The organism is Aerococcus loyolae, from assembly GCF_002871915.2.
GTDB lineage: Bacteria > Bacillota > Bacilli > Lactobacillales > Aerococcaceae > Aerococcus > Aerococcus loyolae.
In genome coordinates, this window is record NZ_CP126958.1 from 1,900,266 (window position 1) to 1,927,190 (window position 26,925).

A 26,925-nucleotide genomic window follows, 5' to 3' on the forward strand; every position below is an offset into this window, starting at 1 on the left:
TATCCTAAGGATAATTCATAATCTTGTAATCAAACTGTTCCTATTTATTTTTATTTTATCTCTATTCGTTAAATACTCTTCCACATCAAACAAGTTTTTCTTATCATAATCTTCCAACAACTTGTAATTCTTATGCTTTGTAATATCAAATTTATCTGACAAGAAAGGTCTTACTCCTCTTAACTGATAAATACACTTACCGCCATCCATTACAGTTATTTCATCTTGGCTCATAAGTTCTTTGCCAGTTTTTTGGTAATTTAGACCTAAAGATTTTTGATTTGATCTGGTTTCCGATGTGTTATATAGGTCTATAGTTTCTTTTCCCCATAGAAAGAGTGTAAAATCATTGTTATCAACTATTGTATCTGCATGGTCTTTATAGATTGCTTTTAATTGAGATTGTACTTGCAGTATTATGCTTGCTGATATTTTCCTTGAGAGTTTTTAATTTCTATCGCCTATTAATACCTTATTTCTAATCTTCTAAAATCGATACTTCAAGGTCTATCGCTTTAAATGTAACAGTTATTCCTACTTCTTCTTTTACTGTTTTTTCAAATAGCTCAGCTATATCATATGGGGACATATCATATATATCTTCATACCATTCATTACTTTCATCGTACATTGTCTCACATATTGCTTCAATATAATTTTTCTTATCCATTGTGAGTTCTGTATCACTTTCTAAAATAAACTGCTCGCCATTTATATTTAAGATGATTGTTTTTTGTATAGGTGAATTAAACTTAAATAATTCTGACAAAGTAATTTGAAGTCCTTTTGCGATTTTATCAATATTTTCTATTGATATATTTCTCTTGCCAAGCTCTACATCCGCAATATATGTTCTATCCAATCCACACGCTTTAGAAAATGTTTCTTGTGTAAATCCACGAGCTGTTCTTAATTTTCTAATTTCCTGACCTAATTCTTTTTTAATCATACAATAGCACCTCCGTATGATTATATATTAGCGCTTTGTCGACTATAAGTCAACCGTCTATAAGTCACAAATTGTTTTTGTATCATAAATTTATTTTGAGAATTTTCGATTTTGAGTTTAATTTTATTTTATCTCTGTTTTTCAAAAACTCTTCCACATCAAATAAATTCTTCTTATCATAATCTTCCAATAACTTGTAATTCTTCTGTGCAAGTCATAGAAATTCTCTCTTTCCTCAGCCTAATTTTAACCGATATTTATTTCAAAATAGGTAGCAAAAACTTCAAAAGTGCCAAACCTAAAAATACTGTTATTAACGCAATCGCTGGGGAAATTATCTTATATGGAAAATTCATTTTATTCAACAAATGAATATCCAAAGAAAACACAACCAAAAACAATATAAATGTAACTATATATAATGGATTGTGGAGAATAAAGAATTTATATACAACATATTCAATACAGAAAAAAACAAATATTGAAATTAAGCATAAAAAAAGTAAATGTATAATTTTTTTCATGTTTCCTCCTCTATGATTTTCTAATTTCCTGACCTAATTCTTTTTTGATCATACAATAGCACCTCTGTATAATTATATATTAGCACTTTGTCGACTATAAGTCAACCGTCTATAAGTCACAAATTGTTTTTGTATCATAAATTTATTTTGAGAATTTTCGATTTTGAGTTTAATTTTATTTTGTCTCTGTTTTTCAAAAACTCCTCCACATCAAATAAATTCTTCTTATCATAATCTTCAAGTAATCTATAATTCTTATGCTTTGTAATATCAAATTTATCAGATAAGAAAGGTCTTACTCCTCTTAGCTGGTATATACACTTACCACCATCCATTACAGTTATTTCATCTTGACTCATAAGTTCCTTGCCAGTTTTTTGGTAATTTAGACCAAAAGATTTTTGATTTGATCTTGTTTCTGATGTGTTATATAGGTCTATGGTTTCTTTTCCTAAGGTTTCTGATAATTCTTTTACTGTTGTTTTTTCTTTTCCTCCTAGAAAGAGTGTTGAATCACAGTTACCAACTATTGTATCTGCATGGTCTTTATAAATTGCTTTTAATTGAGATTGTGCTTGCAGAATTATACTTGCTGATATTTCTCTTGAACGAATTGTCGCTATTAGTTTTTCAAATTTAGGAATTAAGCCTATATTTGCAAACTCATCAAGTAGACACCTAACATGAACTGGAAGTCTACCACCATACACATCATCTGCCTTATCACATAGTAGATTAAATAATTGAGAATACATTATTGAAACTACAAAGTTAAAGGTATCATCTGTATCTGATATTATTACGAATAAAGCCGTTTTTCTATCTCCAATTTTATCAAGTTCTAATTCATCTTCACTCATTAGCTCTCTAAGCTCTCTTATATCAAAAGGTGCAAGTCTTGCTCCACATGAAATTAGAATTGACTTAGCAGTTTTTCCTGCTGCCAGCTTATATTTCTTATATTGCTTAACTGCAAAATGACTTGGATCTTTCTTTTCAAGAGCTTCAAAGAGCCTATCAATTGGGTTCATATAGGTTTCGTCATCTTCTCTGACTTCACTTGCGTCAATCATATCTAAAAGTGTCTTAAAGTTCTTTTCTTCTTCTGGTGCTTCATAATAAATATAACCGATAAGGGCAGTGTAATAGAGCTTTTCAGCCTTTACCCAAAAATCTTCTCCTGCCTTTTCTCCATCTCCCTTGGTGTTGGCAATAATTGTTTGGACAAGTTTTAAAATATCTTTTTCACTTCTCAAATAGGCAAATGGATTGTATTTCATAGATTTTTTAAAGTTTATTGTATTTAAAATCTTTATGTCATATCCATTTTCATAAAGCATTTTTCCACACTCTAACACAAGTGTGCCTTTTGGGAAGATTTGTCAAGGACATAAACAAAATTTCTTTGAAAAATTTATATCTTTTCTGTTTCTCTCTTGATTAGCTTTAATATTTTATCCTTGTATGTTTCGCCTGTACCTTGCTTAAAATGTAGGTTTACAGTATATTTTGTCTTCCCAATATCCATAACTAACTGTTTATGTGGTGGTACTTGTATTTTTCTTCTTTCTTCTTCCATAAGTTCTCCTTTCCATTTTTAGACAATAAAAAACAGCAAACCATTTTTGATTTACTGTTACTGTGTTAGTTTTTATTAAATTGCTTGATTTTCAAAATTGAAATTTACCTAATGCGTTTCCCAATTTTCATTTTCTTACGCCATTCTGGTGCCAATCCATCATAAGACCAATATTCATCCATATCAACAATCAAATTATCTTCAAGATAGATAAAACTTACTACATGAAAAGACTCACTATTATCTGTTGGAAAAACCCGACAAGCTAAAATAATAGTATCTTCATTTTCTTCAATTCTCTCTATTTCTCCGTTCCAATTTCCGGGATATTCACAATTTGCCCTTATATACTCATCTAAGGTAAAAAACTCATTTGTGCAATGCCATTTTATAACAGCATTCTTTTGAAAATATTTCCTAAGTTCTTCTGCATTTTGTGATAAAACCGTTTTGAAAAATCTATCTATATCCATAGTAATCACCTTAAAACCAATTCACTTTTTCATCTCTAAACAATGGTGTTTCACTCTCTTTGTAAGGATTGTAGTTATTACAATTACAGCCAAACTCTTTCAATACTTTTATCTTATTATCGGCTGTCCAAACAATCAAAGAAATACCGTCAAATTCTTCAACTTTCCCTGTAGAGATACAATTGATGTGAGACCAAAAACAGGAAATTCTCTCTCCTGTTTTTGGTCTCACATCATTTACAAATGTACACTTTCTCAACAAATTATAATTTTCTATTTATCTAATTTTATTATATCGTTTACATTATTGGAGCAAATAATCTTAAAATAGCTTGCCATAGTCCTTTAAATAAACCATTTTTTGCTTCTCTTTCATCTACTTTATGTGATTCTTTAAAGGAATCCTCAAAATCTTTTTTGATATCTTTTATTACATTTGTATCCTTCATATAAATACCACATTCAAAATGTAAATATAAACTTCTATAATCTAAGTTTATTGTTCCTACAGTTGCTATTTCATCATCGGATAAAAATACTTTGCTATGTACAAAACCATTCGTATAAGTATAAATTTTTACTCCACCTTTAATTAATGTATAAAAATAAGAAGAGGTTAAATCATATACAATTCTTTTATCGGGTATTCCAGGAACAACAATTCTGACATCTACTCCTCTTCTTGCAGCTAAGATTAAACTATTTATCATATCTGTATCAATAATTAAATAAGGTGTATAAATATAAACATACTTTTTCGCTTGATTGATAATATTTAGATAAATATCTTCGCCGGTTATAACATCATCTAATGGACTTTCCCCATAAGGTACAACGAAAGCATTTTCCTTATACTTTTCAGTAAAATTATATTTGTATTTATTATAATCATTATCTTCTTTTTTAAATGAATTCCACATTTCTAGAAACATAACAGTAAAATTCCAAACAGCTTCACCTTTTATCCTAATTCCATTATCTTTCCATACTCCTAATTTACTATTTATATTTATATATTCATCTGAAATATTAATTCCACCAGAAAAAACAGTATGTCCATCAATTATCATCATTTTTCTATGATCTCTATTATTCATAATAATACCTGCAAATGGCGATAATTTATTAAATTGCATACATTTTATTCCATATTTCCCCAGTAACTTTGGATAATTACTAGGTAGCATAGCAAAAGAACCCATATCATCATATAATACTCTTACATCTAGTCCTGAATTTGCTTTTTCTTTTAATATATCTAAAATTCCTTGCCACATAGTACCATTATTAATAATGAAATATTCTATAAAAATAAATTTTTGGGCTTTTTTTAGTTCTTCTAACATAACAGGATAAACGTCATCACCAAGAGAATAATAGTTTATCTCATTGTTTTTCGTTACAGGAAATCCTGCAAATTCACTTATATATTTTAATTGTCCTAAATTTTTAGTATCGATTTCTTTTTTTATAAATTCATCTTGTATTAAGTATTTTTGACCATTTTCTATATTTTCATTAATATTCTTTAAAACTTTACTTCTTTTCATATTATTACTAAGTATGATATATAGAAGTGTTCCAATTAATGGAAAAAGCATAATCAGTAATATCCATATTAAATCGCTACTTAATCTTTTACTATACTTGATAATCATTAAAACAATTATAATACTAAGTAAACCATAAACTACATGAATAATACTTATAAATTCTCCAAATTTTAAATATATAAATAATGTTAATAGAATTTGTATTAATAAACCTATTGCTACAACAATTCCTCTTTTTACTGCCATCCACATATTTTTTCTCCTCATACTAATTCATTTTTATATGTAATACTTTTATCTTCTTTATAGATAAACATTAATTTTGAGTTCTTATCTGTTCTTCCTTTATCAAAGGATAACGAATAAGTACATTACTATCTAGATTTTCTTTGTGCATATCAACTGCTGTTATTTGATGATTATCATATGTTGTATAATAATAAATTCCCTTATTTACATTACAGCAAGATGTATAAATTGTTATTTCAAATTTATCATCACCTAAATCACAGCATCCTCTTTGTTGATCAACGCTACCTAAAATGTGAAAAAATTGACTAACACTTGATTTTTCATCTTCTTTAGAAAAAGAATTTAATTTAGTATACGCTACTCTTATGAATCTTGATTGCGATGATAAATCACCTGGTAGACCTATTGCTCCCATTCCTCTACTATATAAACTTAGATCTAATTCTTTACTAAATTTATTCTCTGGAGATTTAGGTGATAAATACATATAATTATTTAAGGCAAACATTTGCTTATCAAAAGATGGATTATTAGTTAATACCCCTACTGGATTATCATATATTTTTATTCCATCAATAACAGACTCTACAGTTATTGATTGTGTGCTATCGGAAATAATCCAATGTAAGCTAGCTAATGGTAATTTATCACTAAATGGAGTATTTAACACATTCATTTTTTCAATCAAATTTCTAGCTTCATTTACATTTGAACATTGGCTTAAAATCCATGGTATCAGTTCAAATTGAGCAACATTATCTTTTCCTTCCTGTTTTTCTTTATAATGAGCATTTCCAACAAAATTTAAACCTGCTATTGCTAACCCTTTTTCGTTTATTGCATCGTAATATAATGGATAATCTTCAGTAACAAATGCCATTCCAATTATCGCATAATGACTCTTAATGTCATCTACTTCTCTAAATTTAAATTCAAAGTTTCTTGGTGTTATTGTTACTTCATCTCCATATGAAAATTCATAATCCAATGTTCTTCCAAAATAAAAATCTTTCGTTTTATAAGTTGCTGCTGTACACATATTCTTTCCCTTCTTTCTAATACTATTTCTTATCTTTTATATAACTCTCTTTAAAATTACTATTTAGTGATTATATTTAATTATACCATTTTTTCACTTAGTTTTATAGGTCTAACTCATTCCTCTTTACCTGTGATAGTTGTTTTTCTTGTTCCTGTAACTGCTCTATACAGGTCTTAACTTTTTCAGCCTGTTCTACTTCTTCTCGTATTTCTAATATTTTACTATATAGGCTCTTTTTATCTTTCTTCAAAGTGGTAAGTTCCGATTTCCATTTGGATATATTTAAGGTCTTACTTTCCCCTAAATGCTCTTTGAGATGTTTCCTTGCACTTTCAAATAGAATAAGCTTCGCCGTATGCTCATTATAAAAATCTTCCTGTTTTATTTTCTTTAACTTTGCATAGGCTTTGTAGATGTCCTTGTACTTCAAATATTTTTCTGACTGGTCGATGAGTTGTGTTTTTTCATCAATCTTTTTCTCGGTATCTTTTAAGGCTCTTGTGGTCTTGTAATTCTTATCTCTTAAAGTAACTATACTTTCTTTCAGTTCAGATAAGGAAATAATGTTTTTCTCTTTTAAGAATTGATAGCTTTCGATGTATTTTTCTAAATCTGTATTATGGTTATCTGCATTTTTACGGATAAGATTTTTAAAAACGGATAGCAAATTTTCTTTGGATGGGAGGGTAGATTTGAGATTATCAGTTTCTGCCTTTTCTTCTTTTCCTATTCCTCTTATCCAATTTAGTAAGGCTTTTATTCTTCTTGCAATCTCTTTTAATATCTTATTCTGATGTTTGATTTCTCGGTTGATATTTCCCCTGTCGGTATTTATGCCTTTCTTTTCCATTTGGGTGGCTGATACGCCTAAATGAATGGTCGGTATTTGTTCTATGCCCTGTCTTTCATAGGAACGGTGATCCACTTTTTCCTGTATGCTATTTTCTTCAAGATATTTATTTGTAATATCTGCCCATGCTTTTCGCCAATGCTCTGCTTTGTCTTGTTCGTTCCAATCTACTGCATTTATTTTCTTTGTTTTGTAGTTGCCATTTTTAAGTTTTACTTTCTCTCCGTTTTCATCAAGGATATATTCCTTTTTTGATTTTGCTCCCCATGTCTTATTTTCGTTTAATGGTCTCATAGTTAATAATATGTGAGCGTGTGGGTTTCCATCATTTTTATCGTGTAGGGCAATATCTGCACACATACCAACTTTCACAAAATTTTCTTTTACATATTCTCTTACAAGCTCAATCTGTTTTTCCCTGCTTAATTCTTTTGGTAGGGCGATTTCTATTTCTCTTGCAAGCTGTGAGTTTTTACTTTTTTCTATTTTCTCTACACTGTTCCATAATGTTCCTCTGTCTGAAAATTCCTGTGGTGCATTTTGTGGTAATAGAATTTCGGTATAGGCTATTCCGCCTTTTCTTGTAAAGTCATGGACTATTCCGTCATATTCGTTTTTTATCTTTTCGCCACTACGATAGGCGGAAGCTGCTACTGCACTTTTGCCTTTTCCTCTTGAAATAATCTTTATACTAAGATGATATATCGCCATAAGAAAAAACCTCCTCTCTTTTTTAATGTGGGGACGATGGCGATGATAAAGACTTACTAAAAAAAATCGGATTGCTTTTTATCCGATTTCTTTTGGGAAGTACACAAGGGGTAGGAAATTTATTTCCGTAGGGGAGTGTAGCTCCCCTGTATCAGCGTTAGCTGATATGCTCTCTGCAAGAGCCTTCGGAGAACGCACACACCCTTTAGGGTGTATAAGTGCGCCCTTGTAAACAAGGGACTATTCCTCTATGTCCGTTTCTTCCTCTTGGTTTTCTGTGTTTTGATTTTGATTTTCTTTTCGCTTTTCTATGATTTTTAAGATTTTTTGATTGACTTCTTCTTTGATGTTTGGGAATGTGATTAGCTGATAAAATTCGTCTTTGGTAAAATCCTTGCTTTCAATAAAGATACTTTCAAAGACTGCTCCTTTTTCATAAATCCGTCTATCCCTTTTCTTTCGTTCTTCCTGTTTCTGTTGACTGATGAGCTTTTTTCTTTTGTTTTGTAACTGCTTGATTTCTTCTTCTGTCATTAAAATTTTTTCATCTATGTTTTTCATTTCTGTTTTCCTTTCTTCTGTTTTTGGACAAAGAAAAAACAGTAAACCATTTTTGATTTACTGTTAGTGTGTTATTTTTTATTAAATTGTTAGTTACTTCTTTTTCTTAAAAACCACGACTCCAAAAAATGGACAAATAGCTACCGTTTTTACTAACTCCATATTTGCTTTTTCTGACCAATGTTTCAACTCTTTCATAGAATAGAACCAATTATCCTTGGGACTATTTTCTCTCATATCTTCAACCGTATAAACTTCATTTTCTTTAAGGTATGGTTCTATATAATTTTTATATATTTCTTCAGGCGTGGTTTCTTTTAATAAAAATCTATATACCTTATTAAATAATTCGGTATCCTTTTCTGCGTCAAATAAAAGCATGGTATCGCACAAATAAAAATAACCATCCGTTGTAAGTATCTCTGAAATATTTTCTAACGACTTTTCTTTATAATCCCATGGCACTTGATGGAATGCTAACATACTAATAACTTTATTAACGCTTTGATTGCAATTTAATGCTTCAAAACTTCCTTGAATATATTTTACATTTCCATTACTACGATTTATAGCTTCCTGTAAATTATCTGCATTTGGCTCAATACCAATAACTTCATCTGAAAAATTACTACATACCTTTGAAAAATTTCCCCAACCACAACCTATATCCATTACCTTATCGCTTTTTTTCAATTCAGCTAATTTAAGCATAAGATTAACTAACTCATCTTTACTTTCGTAGGTTTGTCTCCCATCGGGACTAATAAGTTTGTTAATGTATTTATCTAATAATGCTGTCCAATTTTCAGCGATATTCTACCTCCTATTTATATTTTTATTGTCTAAATTACTAAATATTATAGCATTTTTAAGGTGCTTTTTCCATATCAGCTTTCTGTGGAATTTGACAGTTCCCTATAAAGTTAAAATACACATCGACCTGTTGTTTTCTCTCCTTGCCTTTTCTTCCTCCTGTTGCTTCATGGACTACAACTTTTTCTATATACTCATTTATCATTGGTACTGTCAGTTCTTCAATATCGGTATATTTTTCTATCATCTTTAAGAATTTATCAGTATCAACTTTTCTCTGATGATAACTTTCTATTTCATCTTCAAAATACTGTATTTGATTTTCTAAGTCTTGTTGCTCCGTATCATAGGTATTAAATAATCTATCAAAGTGTTTTACAGGAATTTTTCCAAGTGCGTGGTCTTCATATAGCTTTGTAATAAGGGTTGTTAATTCTGCATTTCTTGATGACAGTTTCTCTAACTTTTCTTTATCCCCTTGATACTTTTCTTCTCTTTTTTCATCGGACAATTTGTTCATCACTTTTAGAAATTCTTGTTTATCTTCTTTGGCAAAGTCTGTGATTTCTTTAATTGATTTCAAGAGAATTTCATTCACTGTCTTTACTTTGATGTAGTGCATACTGCAAGTGCCTTTTCTGTGTCTGTAATGTTGGCACACAAAACAATAATCACAATCGTATTTCTTTTCTTTATGTTCTGCCGGCTCTCTGTAACTTAACTTTCCTCCACAATCAGAACAGATTAAAAGTCCTGTAAATGGGTGGGAGGTTGTACCATACTTTGGGCTTCTTCTTACTGTTTTTCTTAACCTTTGAGCATTATTCCATGTTTCTTCGTCAATAATCGCTTCATGGGTGTTTTTGAAGATAATGAGTTCATCTGCTTTCGCCTTTCTGCGTTTCTTGGTTTTGTAGTCTACACTAATTGTCTTTCCCAATACAGTATGTCCCATATATTCTTGCTTTTCTAAGATATAGCTTACTGTGGTTGGTGTCCAAAAATATGGGTCTTCTATTCCTCTTTTCTTGGAGCTGTGGTTATTTTCAGGATAGTGTATTTCTGCATAGGCTGATGGAATAAGGACTTTATCTTTGGTTAGTATATCTGCTATCTGAGTTACTCCATATCCCTCTATTACAAGCCTATAAATGCGTTTTACGACCTTTGAACTCTCTTTATCGACAAGTAGCTCCTGTTTGTTCTTAGGGTTTCTATAATAGCCGTATGGAACGCTGGGTGATACTCTTTTACCCTCTTCCATTCTTGCTCTAAAGATGGATTGTATTTTTCTTGAGGTATCTCTTGCATACCATTCATTCATAATATTTAGAAATGGGGTAAAGTCGCTTTCTGCTTGTTTTTCGCTATCTATTCCGTTATTGATGGCAATAAATCTTACTCCCTTTTCTTTGAAAAGTATTTCGGTATAAAAACCTACTTTGAGGTAATCTCTGCCAAACCTGCTCATATCTTTTACTATCACAGTAGATACTTTGTTTTCTTCTACTGCTTTTATCATCTTTTGAAATCCCTCTCTATCAAAGGTCGTTCCGCTTACTCCATCATCGGTATAGTGATAGATATTTACAAAACCGTTTCTTTTCGCATAGCTTTCAAGCAGCTGTTTTTGATTGGTGATGGAATTGCTTTCTCCTTGCATTTCATCATCACGACTTAAACGCTCATAAAGTGCCGTTTGTCCTGTTCTTTTCGTATTTGACATGAGAATTACCTCCTTTCCAAGTTTTTATTATTTTCTCTGTCCCTAAGAGGTTAATCCTTTAGGATCTGTTACTACATAGGAAGAGTGCATTTGCATTAGATTTGGCTTTACATAAAATCTTGTTTTACCTGATCCAGAACCACCTATTACTAATACATTTTTATTTCTAGCATATTTAGGATTTCTGGGTCTTGAGTTCATTGTTAGTCTTTCGGTATTAGTTATTAGAACATTGTTTTCAAACTTAGGATCAATGTATGGAGCAATATCCTTACTTTCTCCCCATCTTGCAGATCCATATTCCTTACCTTGCCTATATTTCTTTTTGTTTTTACCTTTGCTATAAACAATTAGCTTAACAGTAGCAGCAACTGAAATACCTACTAACAAGTCCCTTGGATTAATACTTGGTACATAGGATAAAGTTCCTATATCAGAAATTCCCACCATTATTCTATCAATAATATCTCCTCCAACATAAGAATTGATGTGCTTAGAAAAGATATTTCCAATGTATAAGAATGATAAATAAGGAATGTTTGATAATATAAATTTCTTTGGGTTGTCTATTTTAATTAAGTTTTTAATATCAGAAAGAATGGCTTCTAATATCTTATTCATCGTAGAAACCTTCACTATCTAATAAAATTAGTAGGTAGTGTCTTCCCTTTGGTGTTATAAATGTTTGTATTCCTACAAGTGTACCTAATGGATCAACCCATTCTTTTACTTCAAAATATCCATTGTTCTTATCTGCATAAGGTAAGAGTTTCTTTTTCTTATCTCTGTAAATTAATCCCTTATCCATTAAAAAACTTATAAATTGATTTTGTGGTATTCCTAACTCTTTGGCAGTATTTCTAAAGTTTGTAAGTAGGTTATAATCTACTAATTTGTCATAATAGTCTGCCTTTGGTCTTAATAATTCAATCTCTTCTTCTCTTTCGGCAATAATTCTATTGGCTACTAGAATTGCATCTGCAAGTAACTCTTCATTAGTTTTCTTTTCTTGCCCTACTATATATCCTCCATTTTTTCTAATACTTGGTAAGACTTCTCTAGTTACCCAAGCTTTAAATATTTTTGCTTGTGGTAGTTTTGATGAGAGGATAAGTGAATACAATCCTGATTCGTTAATTATTGAAATATTCTGTATTCCTCCAGGGGTGTTCCATTTCGTTACACCCTTATCTTCCTCATCTACATGGTCATAAACAGCTTTCCTCGGATTGACATAACCTAACATAGTTGCTACTTCATTTGCTATAAAGAAAAACTCACCGTCTTTTTCTATAACAGTGAGTTTCCCAAAATTCTTATTTTCAAATGTTTTTAAATTACTTATCATAAGCTTTGCTCCTTATGTTTATTTTTAACTTTATCTTTGCTGATGGTGTCCTTAGCCATATCTTTAAACTTATTTATAGTCTTTGTTATTGAATCTTTTCTATCGGCCTTTCTTTCAGAAGCCTTAACTGCTTTTTTAAAGGCATGTTCCATTACCTTTATATCCTTAGATTGAAAAAACACAGAGTGGTTGCCAGTTTCCTTATCTTTCATAACAGAAAACTTCACTCCGTGTTTATTTAAAATTTTCTTTAATTCTTTTAACTCAGGATCTTTTAGATTAATTTCTTCTAACTGTCCCTTTTTAACCATATCCTTTAGTTTTACTTCTTCTCCGTTATTTTTTATTACATTTTTCAAGCCTCCTTGTTCCTCTATTTGCTTGTGTACTTTCTTTAAGGCATCAAGAATTGCTTTACTTGTTGCTTTTGCAAGTCTTACTTCAAGATTAAGACTTGACCTTGATACTTCTTCATTAATCATCTATTCCACCTCCATATAAAAGTAACTCTTTGTATTTTCTTAACTTCTCTTGATGGATTTTTCTTCTAAAATCTTCTCCTATAACTTTAACTGGTATTGTCATTTCAAGTATTCTTGAATATATCCTCTGATACTCAAGGTCAATATTAGGATTTTGAATAATTTCTAATGATAAGTTTGTAGTGAAAATTGTCGGCCTACCTTTTAAGTATCTTGAGTTTATAATGTTATATACTTGTTCTCTTGCATAAGATGTATCCCTTTCAATTCCAAGGTCGTCTAATATTAACAACGGAATATTAGAGAGGTTATTGATAATTTCATTTGAATCTAGCTTAAATGCTGATTTTTGTATTTGGTTTATAACCTGAGATAAATTCATAATCTTAACTTTAACTTGCTTTCTTTCGATTAATTCATTTGCAATTGAACAAGCAAGATAAGTCTTCCCACTACCAACATCTCCATAAAATAAAAGTCCAACATTATCTTTTTTCATTTGTTCAAAGCTCTTAGCGTAGTTGTAAGCAACCTTGTAAGCTTGTCCCTTTTCATTTAGGAATTTCTCAAAAGTATATTGGTGTTGGAGCGGCGATGAGAAGCAATCTCTTTTAAGTGTTAATATTTTCATCAGTCTTTCTTTTTCTTCATTTTCCTTATCTCTTTTTATTTCACACTCACATTTAATTCTGGGAATAAACTTTGTAAATCCAAGGTCAACTAATTCTCCATCGACTCTTTTACCACATAATTTACAATAAATATGACAATTTCTTTCAATATCATTTTCTCTTAATACAAAATATTTTAATCTTTTCATAAACTCTCTCCTATATCGTAATTCATTTTTCTTGTTGAGCTTTCATTAATATTTTTTGCCTGATCATTAAGATACCAATTGATTATCGTAGCCTTGTGGTCTTGATATTCTCTGTTATTTGCTTTCATATATGACGAGAGCCTATCAATGTATTCATCAATTCTGCTACCTAACTCATTTGTTAAGTCCTTGTATTCTTCATCAGTCAAAAATATGTTTTTATATATTCCATAAGGCTTTTGCCCTTTACTAAAATCATTCTTTCTTAACTCATTATTACTAATATTGTTATAGTTACCTTCCGATTTTCGAAAATCTTGACTTTCGATATTCGAATCTCTTGAATTTCGATTATCGAACTTCTGGAATTTTGTTTTTCGAACTTCTTGATTTTTTAATTCCATATTATTAAATATGCTCATAAAGTCTTTAACATAAATTCTGTTAGGCTTTCCCAGTCCTTGTCTTTTCTTTTCAATCAGTCCTATTCCTGATTTAATATCAAGCTCAGCTATTAATTTATTTGCTTTTTCACTGGCACAATTAAATTGATCTTTTATACTTTCAATTGTGTAGTAAATAAAGACTTTTCCATCTTCATCTATCCAGCCATTTTTATATGAAAGACCCATTCGATTAAGCATATATGAATACAAAACTTTAGATTCAATAGAAATACTCTCAAAAATTTCATCTTCCATTAATACCATAGGTAACCTAATGAAGTTATACATCTCAGATTGCCTATTATAGAAATAATCAAAATTCATTCTTACCTCCTTTCTTTGAAATAAAAAAGACGACAGAATTATTACTTTCTATCGTCTAAAATTTACATATTAAATTTTTACTAAAACCATTCTTTGTGCATTTTTTCTAACGACTCTTTTGTTAGTGGATATCCAATAGATTCTCCTATCACAGAGTCAATCCCACAATATGGACAAATAGCTGTCCAATCTGGTTCATCTTCACACCAATCTTCTATTTCACTTGGAGAAAAGATTTTACAACAATAAAAACAACCACACTTCTTTTCATTTTTAAGCATAGTTTTATTTGCAAAAGAATACTTATGAGCTTCTATACAATCCATAAATCCTCCTTATAAAATTTATAATCTTTATTTATATTGGTATGCTATTTACAATACCCATTATTAAAATGGATACTCTAAGCAGCACACCAACTATTTATTTTTTGAGTTTTAAACTTTGGTAGAAGTCTTGAACTCCTTATATTTACATAACTATTTGCCTCTATCACTATTATGACACGAAACCCCATGGTGGGGTCGTAAGCGGTCAAACCGAGCTTGTCTTCCTTGCCCTGGATAGCAATCCGAGTCATGAGTTCAGAGACAGGCTGTGGGGTATAGAATTCGCCCGCTTTTTTCCCAGATTCAGAGGCAAATTGGCCCAGCAAGAATTCATAAGCGTCCCCTAATAAGTCCGCATTCTTAGCAAAGTTTAGCCCGGCTAATTCCTTCATCACGGCGGTAATGGTCTGGTTACGCTTCTGTGGCGTTGGCCCCAAGCGACGTGACATGAGGTCAACATCTTCGAATAAGTTCTCAAAGTCAGGATGCGACCGTTCAATATCACGGAAACCTTGGGCTAACTCCTCCAACATGAAATTATTATCATTAATCTTTTCCATGAACTTGGTAAAGGTAAAGTCGGGGTGAATGGTATAGGAGTAGGTATACCTTAGCTCATTAAGGAGATCTTCTCCGTCCTCTTCGTCATGATAAGTTTCCTCGTACAAGGCTTGCGCTTGTGTGAGGTCAACAAAGTCTTCCCCCATTAAATCACAGGTCTTCTCTAACAATTGGTCCGATAGAAACTTATAGAAAATAATTCCTAAAGTATAGTTCTTATACTCATTGGCATCCATCTTGGAACGCAGCACATTGGCCGAGTTCCATAGGGCCTGTTGAATGGTCGTTACTTGTTCAGACATTACTATTCACTCCACCTTCACATAATAAAAAAGTTTTTAATTCTAATTATACTGTAAATCAGTAAAAATTTCCGGAAAGATCCTTGCTTCTCTCTAGAATCGAGTAGGACTCTGTCCGTTAATCGGACAGAGGACCTCTCACACCACCGTACGTACGGTTCCGTATACGGCGGTTCAATATCTTAAATAGGCAGACTCCGCCAGGAGGGTTAATGATTTTAATCCCCACTGGCGGAGTCTTTTTGTTGTCAGAGCGTTGTGCACCTCCGGTGTTTTAGATAGACGCCAATATTTCTTACGTGAGAAAGCAATACGTTTCGCACTATTACTATCTAATCCTAACCGCATGAGGCGTACAATCTTCGTTTGACAGCTTTTCCATCGCTTCAAAATGAGTTGCCTTAGGCGATGGTTTAACCATTGTTCTATTTCTTCAATATAAGTTTTAATATAACCTATTCCAAAATAGTTGATCCAACCTTGTGTCACTTGGTTGATCTCTTTTACAATGGTTTTAAAGGTGCCTGGTCGCTTTCGACTTGTCAGACGTTTTAACTTTGCTCTGAATTTCTTCTTTGCTTCATACGTCGGACGAAAACGACAACCCTTTCGGGTAGGCATGATAAGGCAACCCAAGAATTTTAAACGGGTTGGCGAACCCACTTGACTCTTCTCATGGTTAACTGTTAATCGAAGATCTTTCTCGATGTAAGTAGTAATACTCTTTAATACCCGTTCGCCTGCACGTTTTGATTTAACGAAAATCGCAAAATCATCTGCATAGCGCACAAAACGATGCCCACGACGTTCTAATTCTCTATCCAGTTCATTCAAATAAACATTACATAGAAGCGGTGAGATGACACCCCCTTGGGGGGTGCCCGTATGACTATCAATGAATTGACCAGACATATCAATAACACCTGCACTCATAAAACGTCTGAGAATACGTGATATTGCCGGATCTTTAACCATTCCTTCTAAGTAGTTAATCATCTTATCTTGATTAAAATTATCAAAACAGTTCTTGAGATCACAATCAACGACAATTTTATAGCCGGCTTCGTAATATTCGACACACTGTTTCAGTGCACTATGTGCACTCTTACCTTTACGAAAGCCATGGCTATTTGATGATAGTTGAGGATCAATGATTGGTTCAATAATTTGTCGAATGGCTTGTTGAACAATCCGATCCCTGACAACAGGAATGCCTAATTGACGAACTCCCCCATTGGCTTTGGGAATTTCTACCCGTTTCACCGGTTGAGGTTTATATGTCGCGTTTATTAGTTTCTGTTGTAAGGGTTTGAGGTACTTCCTTACTTCGGCTTCCGCAGATTTCGCGGAAACCCCATCAATACCAGCTGCTCCTTTGTTCTTTCGAACCGCTTGAGCCGCTCGCATGAGGTTTTCTTCTCTGACGACGAGACTCATTAGAGACCCATCATGTCTTTTCATATATTCAATAGCTGAATTACTAAGCGCACCTACATACTTTTCAGGTTCCACCTTATGCCTTTGTAGGCTGCGTTGCTTTCGCAACTTTTCTGCTTTTCCCATAATTGAGCTACCTCCCATCTAATCAAACATTGATATTGTTCAGTCCTTCGTTTCCTTAGGAAACTACTATGACTTCGGCTGACTTCTCACAGTAAACCTTTTTCGACCGGCTTCTTATAAGGGGACTCCTGCGCCGTCTGTGAGATCTCCCTGGGTAAGAACGACAACTTTCTACTCATGTCACTGCTTCATCTACTGTCTCAGATTCGTGCAGTATTGGACTTCACTTTGTTTGGCAAGCTCATCCATCTTTTGACAGCCTTTCTTTATGAAGTTTCTGTACGTCAGTGCAAGTATTTGCCTCCAACTTCCTTCAGATTCCACCTCACGGTGGACACCCTTGTCTTTAGCTAACAGTTCCTACTGCAAAGGTCTGTAGTGGACTTTCACCACCTAGTTGTCGCCCATGCCAGGCGCACCACTAAAAAAGGCTTTGACTATCGTCTCAGCCTTTATTTCTTTCTCTATTATCTCTTATTCTTAGGCGGACGCACGTCTACCTGAAGTTCACTATAATCAATACCATACATATCAAAGAGATGTCGGATAATATTCATCTTATTCCAATTACTAATACCTGTATCGATATAAATATCTTTCGTCACCAGACTAAGATTCCCATAATGATTTATCGACAAGCGAGTTTGCCAGCCACGCGATCTTTGTTCTTCTGCCACTTGATAAATAATATCATAATCCAAATAAGCAAGTTCTTGTAAGACCTCAATCAGTAAGGTTTTCCAATTCTTTACTGGACGATATTCTTGGTCTCTAAAAATATATCCTTTAATTTGGTAGCTGTTATAGTCTTTTATCCCATCATAGGATTCCAAGCCGTCCTGATTCTCGGTTTTAATTACATAATTGACTGGTGGATAAGGCCACACTTCTAAGGCTTTATCCGCTAAGAGACGCGTTCTTTCCTTGATGGTCTCCTCATTCCAATGATCAACTTCTCTTGGTAGGGCATTGAGGTAAACGAAGTGACTCTCATCAAAGCCTTTTTCCATCGTCTTCTTCGTTTGAAAGGACTTATTACTATATTTAGAATTGTAACCCGTTATGGTTAAATTACCTAGACGATTGAGGTAGCTTTCATGAATTTCTTCATAATTTGGGCCTAGCTCATTGATCCAAGTCTTACTTAACTTCTGTGGCATAATATGCTCGATGGAGTAATTGCCTTCTTCGATACCTTGATAGATATTCAAGATTTCATGATGATTATAATTCTCCAAACGCTCAAAGAGATAAGTACGATAATTCGGGCGAATATTATAGAAATCTCTCGAACGTAATTCAGCCAATACCTCTTCATTTTTAGGAAAGGCCAGGTTATTCGACTTATTCACCAGTATCGCAGCAAGAAGGTCTACTTTCTCGACAATCTCTCCTTCTTTTTGAGCTTTATCATATAGCCGTTGAAAATCACGGTATAAAGAAGAATAGAATTTATTAAACAGACTTGTTGAGGATTTAACGATAATGTGGCGGGCAGTAAAGGATTCGATCAGTTCTAGCATAGCAATCGCCTCATCCTCTAACAAATCCCCTTTATTAAAGGCCAATATCAAGGACATCAGAAAAGGTCGCATCACTGTGAGGTCGATTTGATTGAGGCGGAAGAGAATATCATCAATGGCTTGATTGCCTGTATTCGCCCCAATCACTTCCTGGAAGGCGTAGGAATAATCATTGATCTCTTTAAAGAAGACTTCCTTATCTGTGTAATTATTCTCATAATACTTTTTAAAGTCTTCATATAAGCGCGACTTCACCGGATATTTCCCCCGTTGAACGGCCATATAGTACCAGAAAAACAGACTCAAATCATACTGTGTCCGTTTTTCAATGGGATGCCAATACGTGTTAAAATATCGATTTTGGTCTTCTTGGCTTTCATTCATTAAGAGAAAGTTCCGTATCTTATCCGCTTCAGTCAAGTCTACTCCAGTAGAATTAAGACTCTCAAAAATTAACTGAGCATCATCATCTGGTGAACTCAGATTAACCCCCATCACTTCCAATCTAGAAATGACCTGGATCAAGTCAACTACTGAAAGAGACGTTTGATCGACTTGTTGGTAAAAATAATTATAATTGTCCAATACATTAGTATTTCCAATGTCAACTGCCCGATCCGCGTGTTTAGGATCCGTCAATAATAGTTTAAAAATTTTATCGCCTTCGATATTCAAGCGTAACTTGTATTTGTCGGCTTCATTGGATAAGCGGTTAACCAAGTATTCATCGCGAATATTCTCACTGGTGAATGAGCCTTCGCTAATATTATTATCTTCCATCCAGTTACACAAAGCTAAAAACAACAAGGAGACTGTTGTAATCCGCTGTTGGCCATCAATAACAATGGTCTCATCAATCAGAGTCCCAGGTTTGACGACGATTGAACCAAAGAAATGTGTCCGCCGTTTTTCCTCATGGATAGCCATTAAATCTGAAAACAAACGCTTACAGTTATCCAGTTTCCAATCATAATTACGTTGGTAGACAGGAATAATAATCTTGGCTGATCTTTTCAAGAAGTTAGCTAAATTTTGAATACTGCCGTCCATAAATACACCTAATTCCTTAAAGTCTTTTTTTCTTTTAAGTATAACAAAGATTAAACGTATTTATGTAATTCCACGAGTCATATTCTCATTTTGCTTTAACTTTCTAAAAACCCTATTTTCTTTTTACGAATTTCATGATGTACAAAATCATTTTTTACTATTTCCTCTTATGCTGCCTTCCATTCGATAAAGGAAAGTCACTATGATGCCCTCACCATGCTCTGCACTTCTCCAATGATTCAAATGCCTTCCCCTCACTCCATATTATTCGATCTTCAGTCCTTTAGCATAGGCTTCTTTCGCCTCAGCGAGGGTCATTTTATTCGGACCGCCATCAATGTTCGTTTCTCCCGTGTTCTGCCAGTGGCAATGACTGCAAATATCATAGGTTTCGACTAATTCTTGGCAAACTGGGCAATGAATATATTCCCAGCCGTCGATGATGATCATATTTTTCATGGTGATTCAGCCTCATTTTATAAATATTTGCCCCTGTGCCGATAATGATGTGAACTCCAAAAATTGGCATCTTATTTAAACAGCCATTCTTTCTTTTAGCTTTTAATTGATGCGAATAATCTGACTGAAATATAGTTTTTGTGGTCAAAGCGCTACTCGTGTTGAAGTTCAACAGTTATCTCAACTGAACAGCGATTGACTTTATTATATATAAAGTTTAATCAATATTCTAAATGATCAGTTATGAGAATAGCCGATCATATTCAACAGACCCAATCTTCTTTTCTTGCTAAATCAAAACTAGCTATCACAAGCTAAACAAGGCTGACTAACTTTACTAGGCACCCTCAAATTTCACATTATCTATATAAAAAAACAAAATAGCCACAATCCCCTTGACAAAGCCTTCCCCGCAGGCTTTAATTAAAGAAAGGGCTTACATCAACTAAGCTTGTCTCATCCCAACAAATAGCCAGTCAATGGAGGAAATATCAATGAAGAAAAAATACAGCCGCCTGCCCCTAGCCCTGCTACTGACCTTGACTTTACTAGGTTGCCAGAACAATACTGACCCATCCACAGCGACTTCCCCAAGTCAAGAATCAGTCAGTTCTGAAAGCAGCTCCTCACAAGAAGAAAGTAAAGAAAAAGAATCCAGCCAAGAAAAAACCAGTCAAGAAGCAGCGACAAGCAAAGAAGAAAGCCAAAGCGAGAATCAAGCAGAAGTCAGCCAGGTAAAACCAGCAGACAGCCCAGCTACTCCTGAAACAAGCACCGATCCTGTCCCTGCTTCCAATCATCCGGCCCTTGATATTGACCAAATCCAACAAGGCGACCTTTCCACTCTGGTAGGCACCTGGCGCAATGGCCGGGGACAAGAGTTTGTCTTTTATGAAGACGGTCGCGTTGATCCTGATAGCTATCTTAATCTAAGTAATTTCAGAAGAGATAATGGATTTTTATGGGCAGATCTAAGATCCAATGGTGTTGGTGGAGCCGCCTTATATATTGTTCCTGCAGGCTCAGAAGTTGTCACTCCAATCCCTTCCTTTGTCGATGCCTCCGACAAAAGTCGTGACCGTCTGCTTGGTGGACATACCTATGAAGCTATCGAATACCCAGAAGAATTCTTTTACCGGGTCAACTAAAAATTCCTAATCCACTCAAGATTTCTACCCACTAAAAAAGACACAGCAATTCTTTCAAGTAATAAGGGTCTGCTGTGTCTTTTATTGTTTAATTGTTCAATCTTCAACCGGCAACTCGCTACTAAGCCTTAGTCCTTAGATTAAAGACGCGGTCGGTTTCTTCTTTCACTTGCTTAATATAGTCAATAAGCTCGGGATCAAAGAAACTATTGGTCCCACAAGAGGGGCTGAGTAATAATCTTTGCCCCTGGGTCGCCTTATAGATTTGATAGGTTTGGTCACGGATCACATTCCGGTTAAAGGCGTTAAAGCTAAAGCGGTCAACACCACAATTAAGGACGAAATCGGTATACTGGAAGACTTCCTCTACGGTAGGTAGGGCTTCAAAGGCATGCCAATTAAAGACCTGAATGGGATAATCCTTAACCAGGTCGAAGATAATATTGGTGCCATGGGCGTGGAAGCTGTTAAACCAGCCGGCCTTAGCCGCTTCTAATATCTTTAAGTCATAGGGCTTGCCAAATTCTAAATATTCTTCAGCGGTCACCCGGTCATAGCTAATAAACTGAGAAGCCAGGTAGATCCCAGAAGCTCCCAAGTCTAAGGCTGCTTGGACATATTGAATTTGTACATTGGTTAGGTTTTCTAAGGTTTTATGAATGAGTTCGTCTTCCCCACTACGGATAAATTTGACCGCCTGACCCTGAGTCAGCTTGTCGAGAATGGTGAGTGGACTGAAGGAAGTCACTGTGACTGGCACTTGGTCCCCAATACGATCGAGTAAGTAAGTCAGCGATTTTAACTCGCGCTGATAACTCGCCGTATTGATATCGAGGTCACTAGGCAACTTTTTTAAATCCAATGGCTCTTGGTAAGGGGTTTTGACCACCTTGGATACCCCGCCCTTAAAGACGGGGGAGTGGTCGACTTCATCCACATAGTCTTCCACCGTGAACATCCCGTTACTGCTGAGCCCAACATAATCCAAGTCATATTGCTGCACTTTCTCTTCGAGCGCTTGCGCAAATGCTGCCGGGTCATGGTCGACTTGGGGCAGGTGGGATTTAAAGGAAAAAGGGACATAGTCGGTGGTTTCTTTATTAATAATTCGTTTGATTCGTTCTATTTTACTCATTTTTGTTTTCTCCATTATCATATGATTTGACAGTGTCTACTATCTTAAGGACTGTTTGTAGAGGTAATTGCCGACAAATTGGGCACAGTGAACAATCAGGATAATCACAAGGACTGTCCCGTACATAATTACCGAGTCAAAGCTATTGTAGCCGTAGTTAATCGCCACGGAACCTAAGCCTCCAGCCCCCACGGTTCCGGCAGCTGAAGTGGTTCCGATAATGCCAATAATTGCCACGGTGAGGTTGACAATCACTAGGGGAGCGGCTTCCACTAAGACGACTTCCTTCATGATTTGGTAGTCGCTGGCCCCAAAGGAACGGATGGCCTCAATCAGGGGCCGACCCACCTCACGGAAGGAATTCTCTAATAGGCGAGCCACTGTGGCGGTGCCACTAATGGTTAAGGGGACTAGGGCAGCAGTGCGTCCAATCACACCGCCCACAATACCTCGGGTTAAGGGGATCACGGCCACGACCAAGATAATGAAGGGGAAGGAGCGCACGATATTGATGAAGACATCCAAAACGCTATAAATGAGTGCATTGGGCCTTAAGCCTTCCTTATCGGTATAATACAAGGCCACCGCGATAACAAAACCTAGAGCGGTCGATAAAATCATGGTGAAAAACACCATATAAGCCGTGTCAAAAACCGATGGCCCCAAAACGGCTGATAATTTTAATAAACTTTGTTCCATTCTTATACCCTCCATTCAATCTGCTTGTCCTTCAAATACGTTTCTAACAAGGATTGGTGCTGTGAAGCGATTTGAATTTTAAAATAAGCGGTCGTCCGGTCATTAATCGCTTCATAATGGGCGTCTTCAATACTGTAAGGGATCTGTAAGTCGGAGAATATTCGTGATAAGAGATCTTTTTGCTGGTCAACATCACGGAGAACCAACTTAAATTCAAAGCGATCCGCTTCAACGGCTGGCTCAGCCTCCGTTTCCAGTCCCATTAAACGCCGTAAAGCGGGAGGTTGGTCAAGGAACAAGTCCACCGTATTCCCGGCAGCCACAATCTTTCCATTTTCAAGAATGGCTATTTTATTGCATATCTTTTTCACCACGTCGATTTCATGGGTGACCACAATAATGGTTAACTTCAACTTCTGGTTAATCTCCTGTAAGAGGTCGATGATCGAGCGGGTAATTGAGGGATCGAGAGCAGAAGTCGCTTCGTCAGAGAGAAGAATTTTAGGGTTCAAAGAGAGGGCTCTGGCTATGCCGACCCGCTGTTTTTGCCCACCGGATAGTTTGCTGGGATAGGCGTCCGCTTTATCAGACATGTCGACTAAATCTAACAAACTTTGGATACGTTGTTCATTCTCTTCGATATGCCATAATTTCAAAGGCAGGGCGACATTATCACGGACGGTTTTGCGATTAATGAGCTCAAATTGCTGAAAAATCATGCCAATTTCTTTTTGCAAATGTCTCAGTGAATCGCCGGATAGGTTTTGAATATCTTCATCTAAAACATGGATGGATCCTGCGTCAAAACTTTCCAAACCATTAATGCAACGCAGGAGAGTGGATTTACCAGCCCCACTCTTTCCGACGAGACCATAGATATCGCCTTCATTGATGGTTAGATTGATATCTGATAGCACCTGAAAATTCCCGTAGTTTTTTTGTAAATGTCTGATCTCTACTAAAGGCTTCGTCATCTTAATCACCTGTATAAGGGAACCAGGTCCCTCCACTTACCTCTTTGACCAATTCAGCGGATTCCTTCGATTCAAAGGCATCATGGATAATCTTGATAGCTTCTTTATCTTGGTTGCCGTCCTTGGTTGCTAGGATGAGGGCATTGGCCTTTAAATCATTAGGTTTAAATTTATACAGGGCATCTTCGGTCTTAAAGCCGGCCTTATGTGCCGCTAGCCCACAAAATACCGCAATATCCACGTCATTGAGTGACTCGATCAAGGTGCCTCCACCTAATTCCACAAATTCAAGATTATGTGGATTAGAGGTCACATCGAGCGGAGTGAGGGTTTCTCCTTTAGGAATATCTTTTTTGACTTCAATTAATCCGGCTTGTTCTAAGACACGTAGGGCCCGTTGAGTATTGGAGGCATCATTTTGAATAGCGACTTTGGCCCCATCAGGCAGCTCATCCAGTGATTGATGCTTTTTACTGTAGACACCAATAAATTGTTCAAAGAGCGGTTTACCGGCCTTGACTAAGTTGGCCTGGCGGTCTTTGTTAAATTGATTCATATAGGCTTCGTGTTGCATGATATTGACATCGACTGACCCATCCATCAGTCCTTCATTACTTGCAATGGTACTCTCGGCCACAGACAGTTCGAGCTTATAGCCCTTTTCATTCAAGGCTTTTTCAACATATTTAACCATTCCTGCACTCTGCCCACTGACGCCGAGAACGACTTTCTTCTCATCCTGCTGTTTGGAAAAGAATAGAAAACCCGCAGCAACGATGGCTATCGCAAGAACTGATAAAACAATTTTTTTCATGTGTATACCTCCAAAGGTCATTTCGATTTACCCCTATTCAAGAAAAAATACGGGCACGCCGCTCGTATCGCTCTCTTCAAGGTTTTTAATAACTATTCAGTTATTAGTTTGGAAGTTTAGCATAGGGACTCGCGGTCTCGCAATATCACCAGCATACCCATTGGCTATCAGAGATAATCGAGTCTTCAGTTCTTTTGCTATTTAGCCAATAAAAAGACATTCACTCGATTGGATATATTGGTGAAAAAGGCCACACTTCAGCCTTTTTAACCGGTAAGGATTGATCGATTAATCTGTCCAATTCTAGGAAGATTTTCCTTAGACGATCAATAGTAATCAGTTACTGATTGCAATCGATGAAATGCTTAACGAAAAAATTCAGCCAGCTCATACAATAGAAGCGGGCTGATTTTAGGGCGTAACAAAAAACACAGAATCCCCTCTATCCCAAACAGACTTCTGTGTCTTTCCTTTCTATATCATGTGAATTGCTAGCAAGGAGCTACGGCTTACTAGCCTCACAAAGCTCCTTCCTTACTCAAATCCTCTTGACAAAGTCAACCACAAGGATTTTAATTAAAGAAAAGGTTTTCAATTTACAAAATGAATAATTTAGTTTGGATATAAACTGGTAAAATTTTAAGCTTAAGGAGGAAATAACCTTGAAGAAAACACACCGCCTACTTGCCATCCCCCTGCTACTGACCTTGCTTTTAACCGCTTGTCAGAAGGATACTGAGCCATCCACAGCGACGTCCCAAAGCCAGGAGTCGGTAAGTTCTGAAAGCAGCTCTGAGAAAGAAGACAATCAAGCAAAAGAAAGTAGCCAAACATCCCAAGCAGAAACGACTAAAAGTAAAACACCAGAAGAAGTTCATCAACTCTACCAAGGCACCTTGGACTGGTATCAAGAGATTGTACAGCTTGCTAAAAACAAAGAAATCCAAAAAGCGAACCCCGGTGACGCTGAGACTTCCTATGTGGTTTCCATTATTAACGATTCCCATGGCAAGGATATCCAATACAGCTTTTACGATATCAATCAGGACGGCCAGGATGAATTAATTCTTAGAGATAAGTACGCTATTATTGCTATTTATAGCTTACAAAATGATAAGCCTGTCCTGTTAAAGGCAGGCGGCGTTGCCGGTTCCGGTGGTGAACGTCGCATCCTGACGATCTATGACAACGGTACCTTTATCTACAATAACTTCCACTCGCCTAGACCGGAAGCCCACGCCACCAATTACCGAATTACCCCTGAGGGCCAAGCAGAAGAAGTGAAAAAGGTGGATTACGACTTACAGGATACCAGGGATCCCGCTCCCCTGCTCGGCTTAGACAAGGAAAAAGAACTGGATATCAAGACCTTCGATTGGCAAAGCTTAGTCCCAACACCAGCCAAGCAAGAATCCGCCCCGACAACGGCGAGTGATCCGGTTCCTCGCTCTAACCATCAAGGACTGGATATCCATCAAATCCAAGAAGGTGATTTTTCAACCTTGGTAGGGACTTGGCGCAATGGCAGGGGCTATGAAATGACTATTGATCAAAATGGCCAAGCCGGTCCTAACTTAAGGGTCAGTGTCGCCCATGCTAAAGTGATAAACAACACTTTAGCAGGTGATCTAATCGCTAATGGTCCCGGAAGTGCTGCTTTAATCATTGCTCCTGCAGGTAGTCAAATTGGGGATGCCAACGACTCCTATACCGATGCCTCCGACCACAGCCGTGATCGCTTGATAGGTGTACAGGATCAGAGTGTCATTGAGTCTCCAGAGAATTTCTTTTACCGGGTCGATTAATAGATTTTGGGTTGATCTTTAAAACCCTAAAATGATTAAGACAAGACACAGGACATGTTAACCCGCATGTGCCTGTGTCTTTTTGCTTGCTCTGAATAGGAGTTTATTAA

The 26,925-nt window shown here is 35.5% G+C and carries 24 protein-coding genes and 5 pseudogenes; 2 read left to right on the plus strand and 27 right to left on the minus strand.

The window, feature by feature from the left end:
* Positions 1-15 precede the first annotated feature (15 nt).
* The 23 genes and pseudogenes from CJ190_RS08625 to CJ190_RS08725 form a co-directional block, all read right to left on the minus strand.
* Positions 16-441: pseudogene (locus CJ190_RS08625) on the minus strand (TraM recognition domain-containing protein); the annotation flags it as partial.
* A gap of 37 nt (positions 442-478) precedes the next feature.
* Complete coding sequence (locus CJ190_RS09240) at positions 479-739, minus strand: hypothetical protein (RefSeq protein WP_308216819.1); 261 nt, start codon at positions 737-739, stop codon at positions 479-481.
* Between the two features lie 18 nt (positions 740-757).
* Positions 758-949: pseudogene (locus CJ190_RS09245) on the minus strand (helix-turn-helix domain-containing protein); the annotation flags it as partial.
* Positions 950-1,607: 658 nt separating this feature from the next.
* Positions 1,608-2,846 (minus strand): annotated as a pseudogene (locus tag CJ190_RS08635) (VirD4-like conjugal transfer protein, CD1115 family); the annotation flags it as partial.
* Positions 2,847-2,887: 41 nt separating this feature from the next.
* The gene (locus CJ190_RS08640; protein ID WP_070606374.1) at positions 2,888-3,052 is read right to left on the minus strand and encodes a transposon-encoded TnpW family protein; all 165 of its coding nucleotides are present in this window, start codon (positions 3,050-3,052) and stop codon (positions 2,888-2,890) included.
* A 104-nt stretch (positions 3,053-3,156) separates the two neighbouring features.
* A complete protein-coding gene (locus CJ190_RS08645) occupies positions 3,157-3,525 on the minus strand; it encodes a nuclear transport factor 2 family protein (RefSeq protein WP_070606376.1) in 369 nt (122 codons plus the stop codon).
* 10 nt (positions 3,526-3,535) lie between these two features.
* Positions 3,536-3,700, minus strand: a pseudogene (locus CJ190_RS09290) (nuclear transport factor 2 family protein); the annotation flags it as partial.
* A 124-nt stretch (positions 3,701-3,824) separates the two neighbouring features.
* Complete coding sequence (cls, locus tag CJ190_RS08650; RefSeq protein ID WP_219350624.1) at positions 3,825-5,324, minus strand: cardiolipin synthase; 1,500 nt, start codon at positions 5,322-5,324, stop codon at positions 3,825-3,827.
* 70 nt (positions 5,325-5,394) lie between these two features.
* Entirely contained in the window at positions 5,395-6,369 is a 975-nt protein-coding gene (gene bsh, locus CJ190_RS08655) for a choloylglycine hydrolase (protein WP_070606383.1), read from the minus strand.
* 103 nt (positions 6,370-6,472) lie between these two features.
* Positions 6,473-7,933, minus strand: coding sequence for a MobQ family relaxase (mobQ, locus tag CJ190_RS08660; RefSeq protein WP_101562069.1), 1,461 nt, complete (start codon positions 7,931-7,933; stop codon positions 6,473-6,475).
* Positions 7,934-8,173: 240 nt separating this feature from the next.
* Positions 8,174-8,494 carry a DUF3847 domain-containing protein gene (locus tag CJ190_RS08665; protein WP_070606385.1) on the minus strand — a complete coding sequence of 107 codons (321 nt, stop codon included), beginning with the start codon at positions 8,492-8,494 and terminating at the stop codon, positions 8,174-8,176.
* A 93-nt stretch (positions 8,495-8,587) separates the two neighbouring features.
* On the minus strand, positions 8,588-9,307 hold the full coding sequence (locus CJ190_RS08670) for a class I SAM-dependent methyltransferase (RefSeq protein ID WP_270598258.1): 720 nt from the start codon (positions 9,305-9,307) through the stop codon (positions 8,588-8,590).
* A gap of 55 nt (positions 9,308-9,362) precedes the next feature.
* Entirely contained in the window at positions 9,363-11,033 is a 1,671-nt protein-coding gene (locus CJ190_RS08675; protein WP_101562070.1) for a recombinase family protein, read from the minus strand.
* 54 nt (positions 11,034-11,087) lie between these two features.
* A pseudogene (locus CJ190_RS08680) lies at positions 11,088-11,654 on the minus strand (type IV secretory system conjugative DNA transfer family protein); the annotation flags it as partial.
* The gene (locus tag CJ190_RS08685; protein ID WP_101562071.1) at positions 11,647-12,381 is read right to left on the minus strand and encodes a BRO family protein; all 735 of its coding nucleotides are present in this window, start codon (positions 12,379-12,381) and stop codon (positions 11,647-11,649) included. The gene CJ190_RS08685 and the pseudogene CJ190_RS08680, both read right to left, overlap by 8 nt.
* Positions 12,378-12,863: a PcfB family protein gene (locus CJ190_RS08690; RefSeq protein WP_000606600.1), complete on the minus strand. Its 486-nt coding sequence runs from the start codon at positions 12,861-12,863 to the stop codon at positions 12,378-12,380. Before CJ190_RS08690 ends, CJ190_RS08685 begins: the two co-directional genes overlap by 4 nt.
* Positions 12,856-13,683 (minus strand): ATP-binding protein, encoded by an 828-nt coding sequence (locus CJ190_RS08695; RefSeq protein WP_101562072.1) that lies wholly within the window; start codon positions 13,681-13,683, stop codon positions 12,856-12,858. Before CJ190_RS08695 ends, CJ190_RS08690 begins: the two co-directional genes overlap by 8 nt.
* Positions 13,680-14,453, minus strand: coding sequence for a replication initiator protein A (locus tag CJ190_RS08700; RefSeq protein WP_101562073.1), 774 nt, complete (start codon positions 14,451-14,453; stop codon positions 13,680-13,682). The genes CJ190_RS08695 and CJ190_RS08700 overlap by 4 nt, the downstream gene beginning before the upstream one ends.
* A gap of 80 nt (positions 14,454-14,533) precedes the next feature.
* Positions 14,534-14,779 carry a hypothetical protein gene (locus CJ190_RS08705; RefSeq protein ID WP_000340428.1) on the minus strand — a complete coding sequence of 82 codons (246 nt, stop codon included), beginning with the start codon at positions 14,777-14,779 and terminating at the stop codon, positions 14,534-14,536.
* Between the two features lie 77 nt (positions 14,780-14,856).
* On the minus strand, positions 14,857-15,645 hold the full coding sequence (locus CJ190_RS08710; RefSeq protein WP_101562074.1) for a type I restriction-modification system subunit M N-terminal domain-containing protein: 789 nt from the start codon (positions 15,643-15,645) through the stop codon (positions 14,857-14,859).
* A gap of 174 nt (positions 15,646-15,819) precedes the next feature.
* Positions 15,820-17,208 carry a group II intron reverse transcriptase/maturase gene (ltrA, locus tag CJ190_RS08715; RefSeq protein WP_257876541.1) on the minus strand — a complete coding sequence of 463 codons (1,389 nt, stop codon included), beginning with the start codon at positions 17,206-17,208 and terminating at the stop codon, positions 15,820-15,822.
* Positions 17,209-17,675: 467 nt separating this feature from the next.
* On the minus strand, positions 17,676-19,781 hold the full coding sequence (locus tag CJ190_RS08720) for a DUF262 domain-containing protein (protein WP_070598221.1): 2,106 nt from the start codon (positions 19,779-19,781) through the stop codon (positions 17,676-17,678).
* 264 nt (positions 19,782-20,045) lie between these two features.
* Positions 20,046-20,240 carry a CPCC family cysteine-rich protein gene (locus CJ190_RS08725; RefSeq protein WP_070598220.1) on the minus strand — a complete coding sequence of 65 codons (195 nt, stop codon included), beginning with the start codon at positions 20,238-20,240 and terminating at the stop codon, positions 20,046-20,048.
* A 494-nt stretch (positions 20,241-20,734) separates the two neighbouring features.
* Between CJ190_RS08725 and CJ190_RS08730 the strand changes: the two genes are divergently transcribed.
* Positions 20,735-21,388 carry a DUF6287 domain-containing protein gene (locus CJ190_RS08730; RefSeq protein WP_070598219.1) on the plus strand — a complete coding sequence of 218 codons (654 nt, stop codon included), beginning with the start codon at positions 20,735-20,737 and terminating at the stop codon, positions 21,386-21,388.
* Positions 21,389-21,509: 121 nt separating this feature from the next.
* Here CJ190_RS08730 and CJ190_RS08735 read toward each other — a convergent pair whose 3' ends face one another.
* The 4 genes from CJ190_RS08735 to CJ190_RS08750 are packed head-to-tail and all read right to left on the minus strand — an operon-like array spanning position 21,510 to position 25,010.
* Positions 21,510-22,523: a uroporphyrinogen decarboxylase family protein gene (locus tag CJ190_RS08735; protein WP_070598218.1), complete on the minus strand. Its 1,014-nt coding sequence runs from the start codon at positions 22,521-22,523 to the stop codon at positions 21,510-21,512.
* A 39-nt stretch (positions 22,524-22,562) separates the two neighbouring features.
* Complete coding sequence (locus tag CJ190_RS08740) at positions 22,563-23,222, minus strand: methionine ABC transporter permease (protein WP_070598217.1); 660 nt, start codon at positions 23,220-23,222, stop codon at positions 22,563-22,565.
* Between the two features lie 2 nt (positions 23,223-23,224).
* Positions 23,225-24,196: a methionine ABC transporter ATP-binding protein gene (locus CJ190_RS08745; RefSeq protein ID WP_070598216.1), complete on the minus strand. Its 972-nt coding sequence runs from the start codon at positions 24,194-24,196 to the stop codon at positions 23,225-23,227.
* A 1-nt stretch (position 24,197) separates the two neighbouring features.
* Positions 24,198-25,010 (minus strand): MetQ/NlpA family ABC transporter substrate-binding protein, encoded by an 813-nt coding sequence (locus CJ190_RS08750; RefSeq protein ID WP_070598215.1) that lies wholly within the window; start codon positions 25,008-25,010, stop codon positions 24,198-24,200.
* 662 nt (positions 25,011-25,672) lie between these two features.
* On the opposite strand from CJ190_RS08750, the gene CJ190_RS08755 reads away from it, so the two are divergent.
* Positions 25,673-26,815, plus strand: coding sequence for a DUF6287 domain-containing protein (locus tag CJ190_RS08755; RefSeq protein ID WP_070598214.1), 1,143 nt, complete (start codon positions 25,673-25,675; stop codon positions 26,813-26,815).
* The last annotated feature ends 110 nt before the right edge of the window (positions 26,816-26,925 follow it).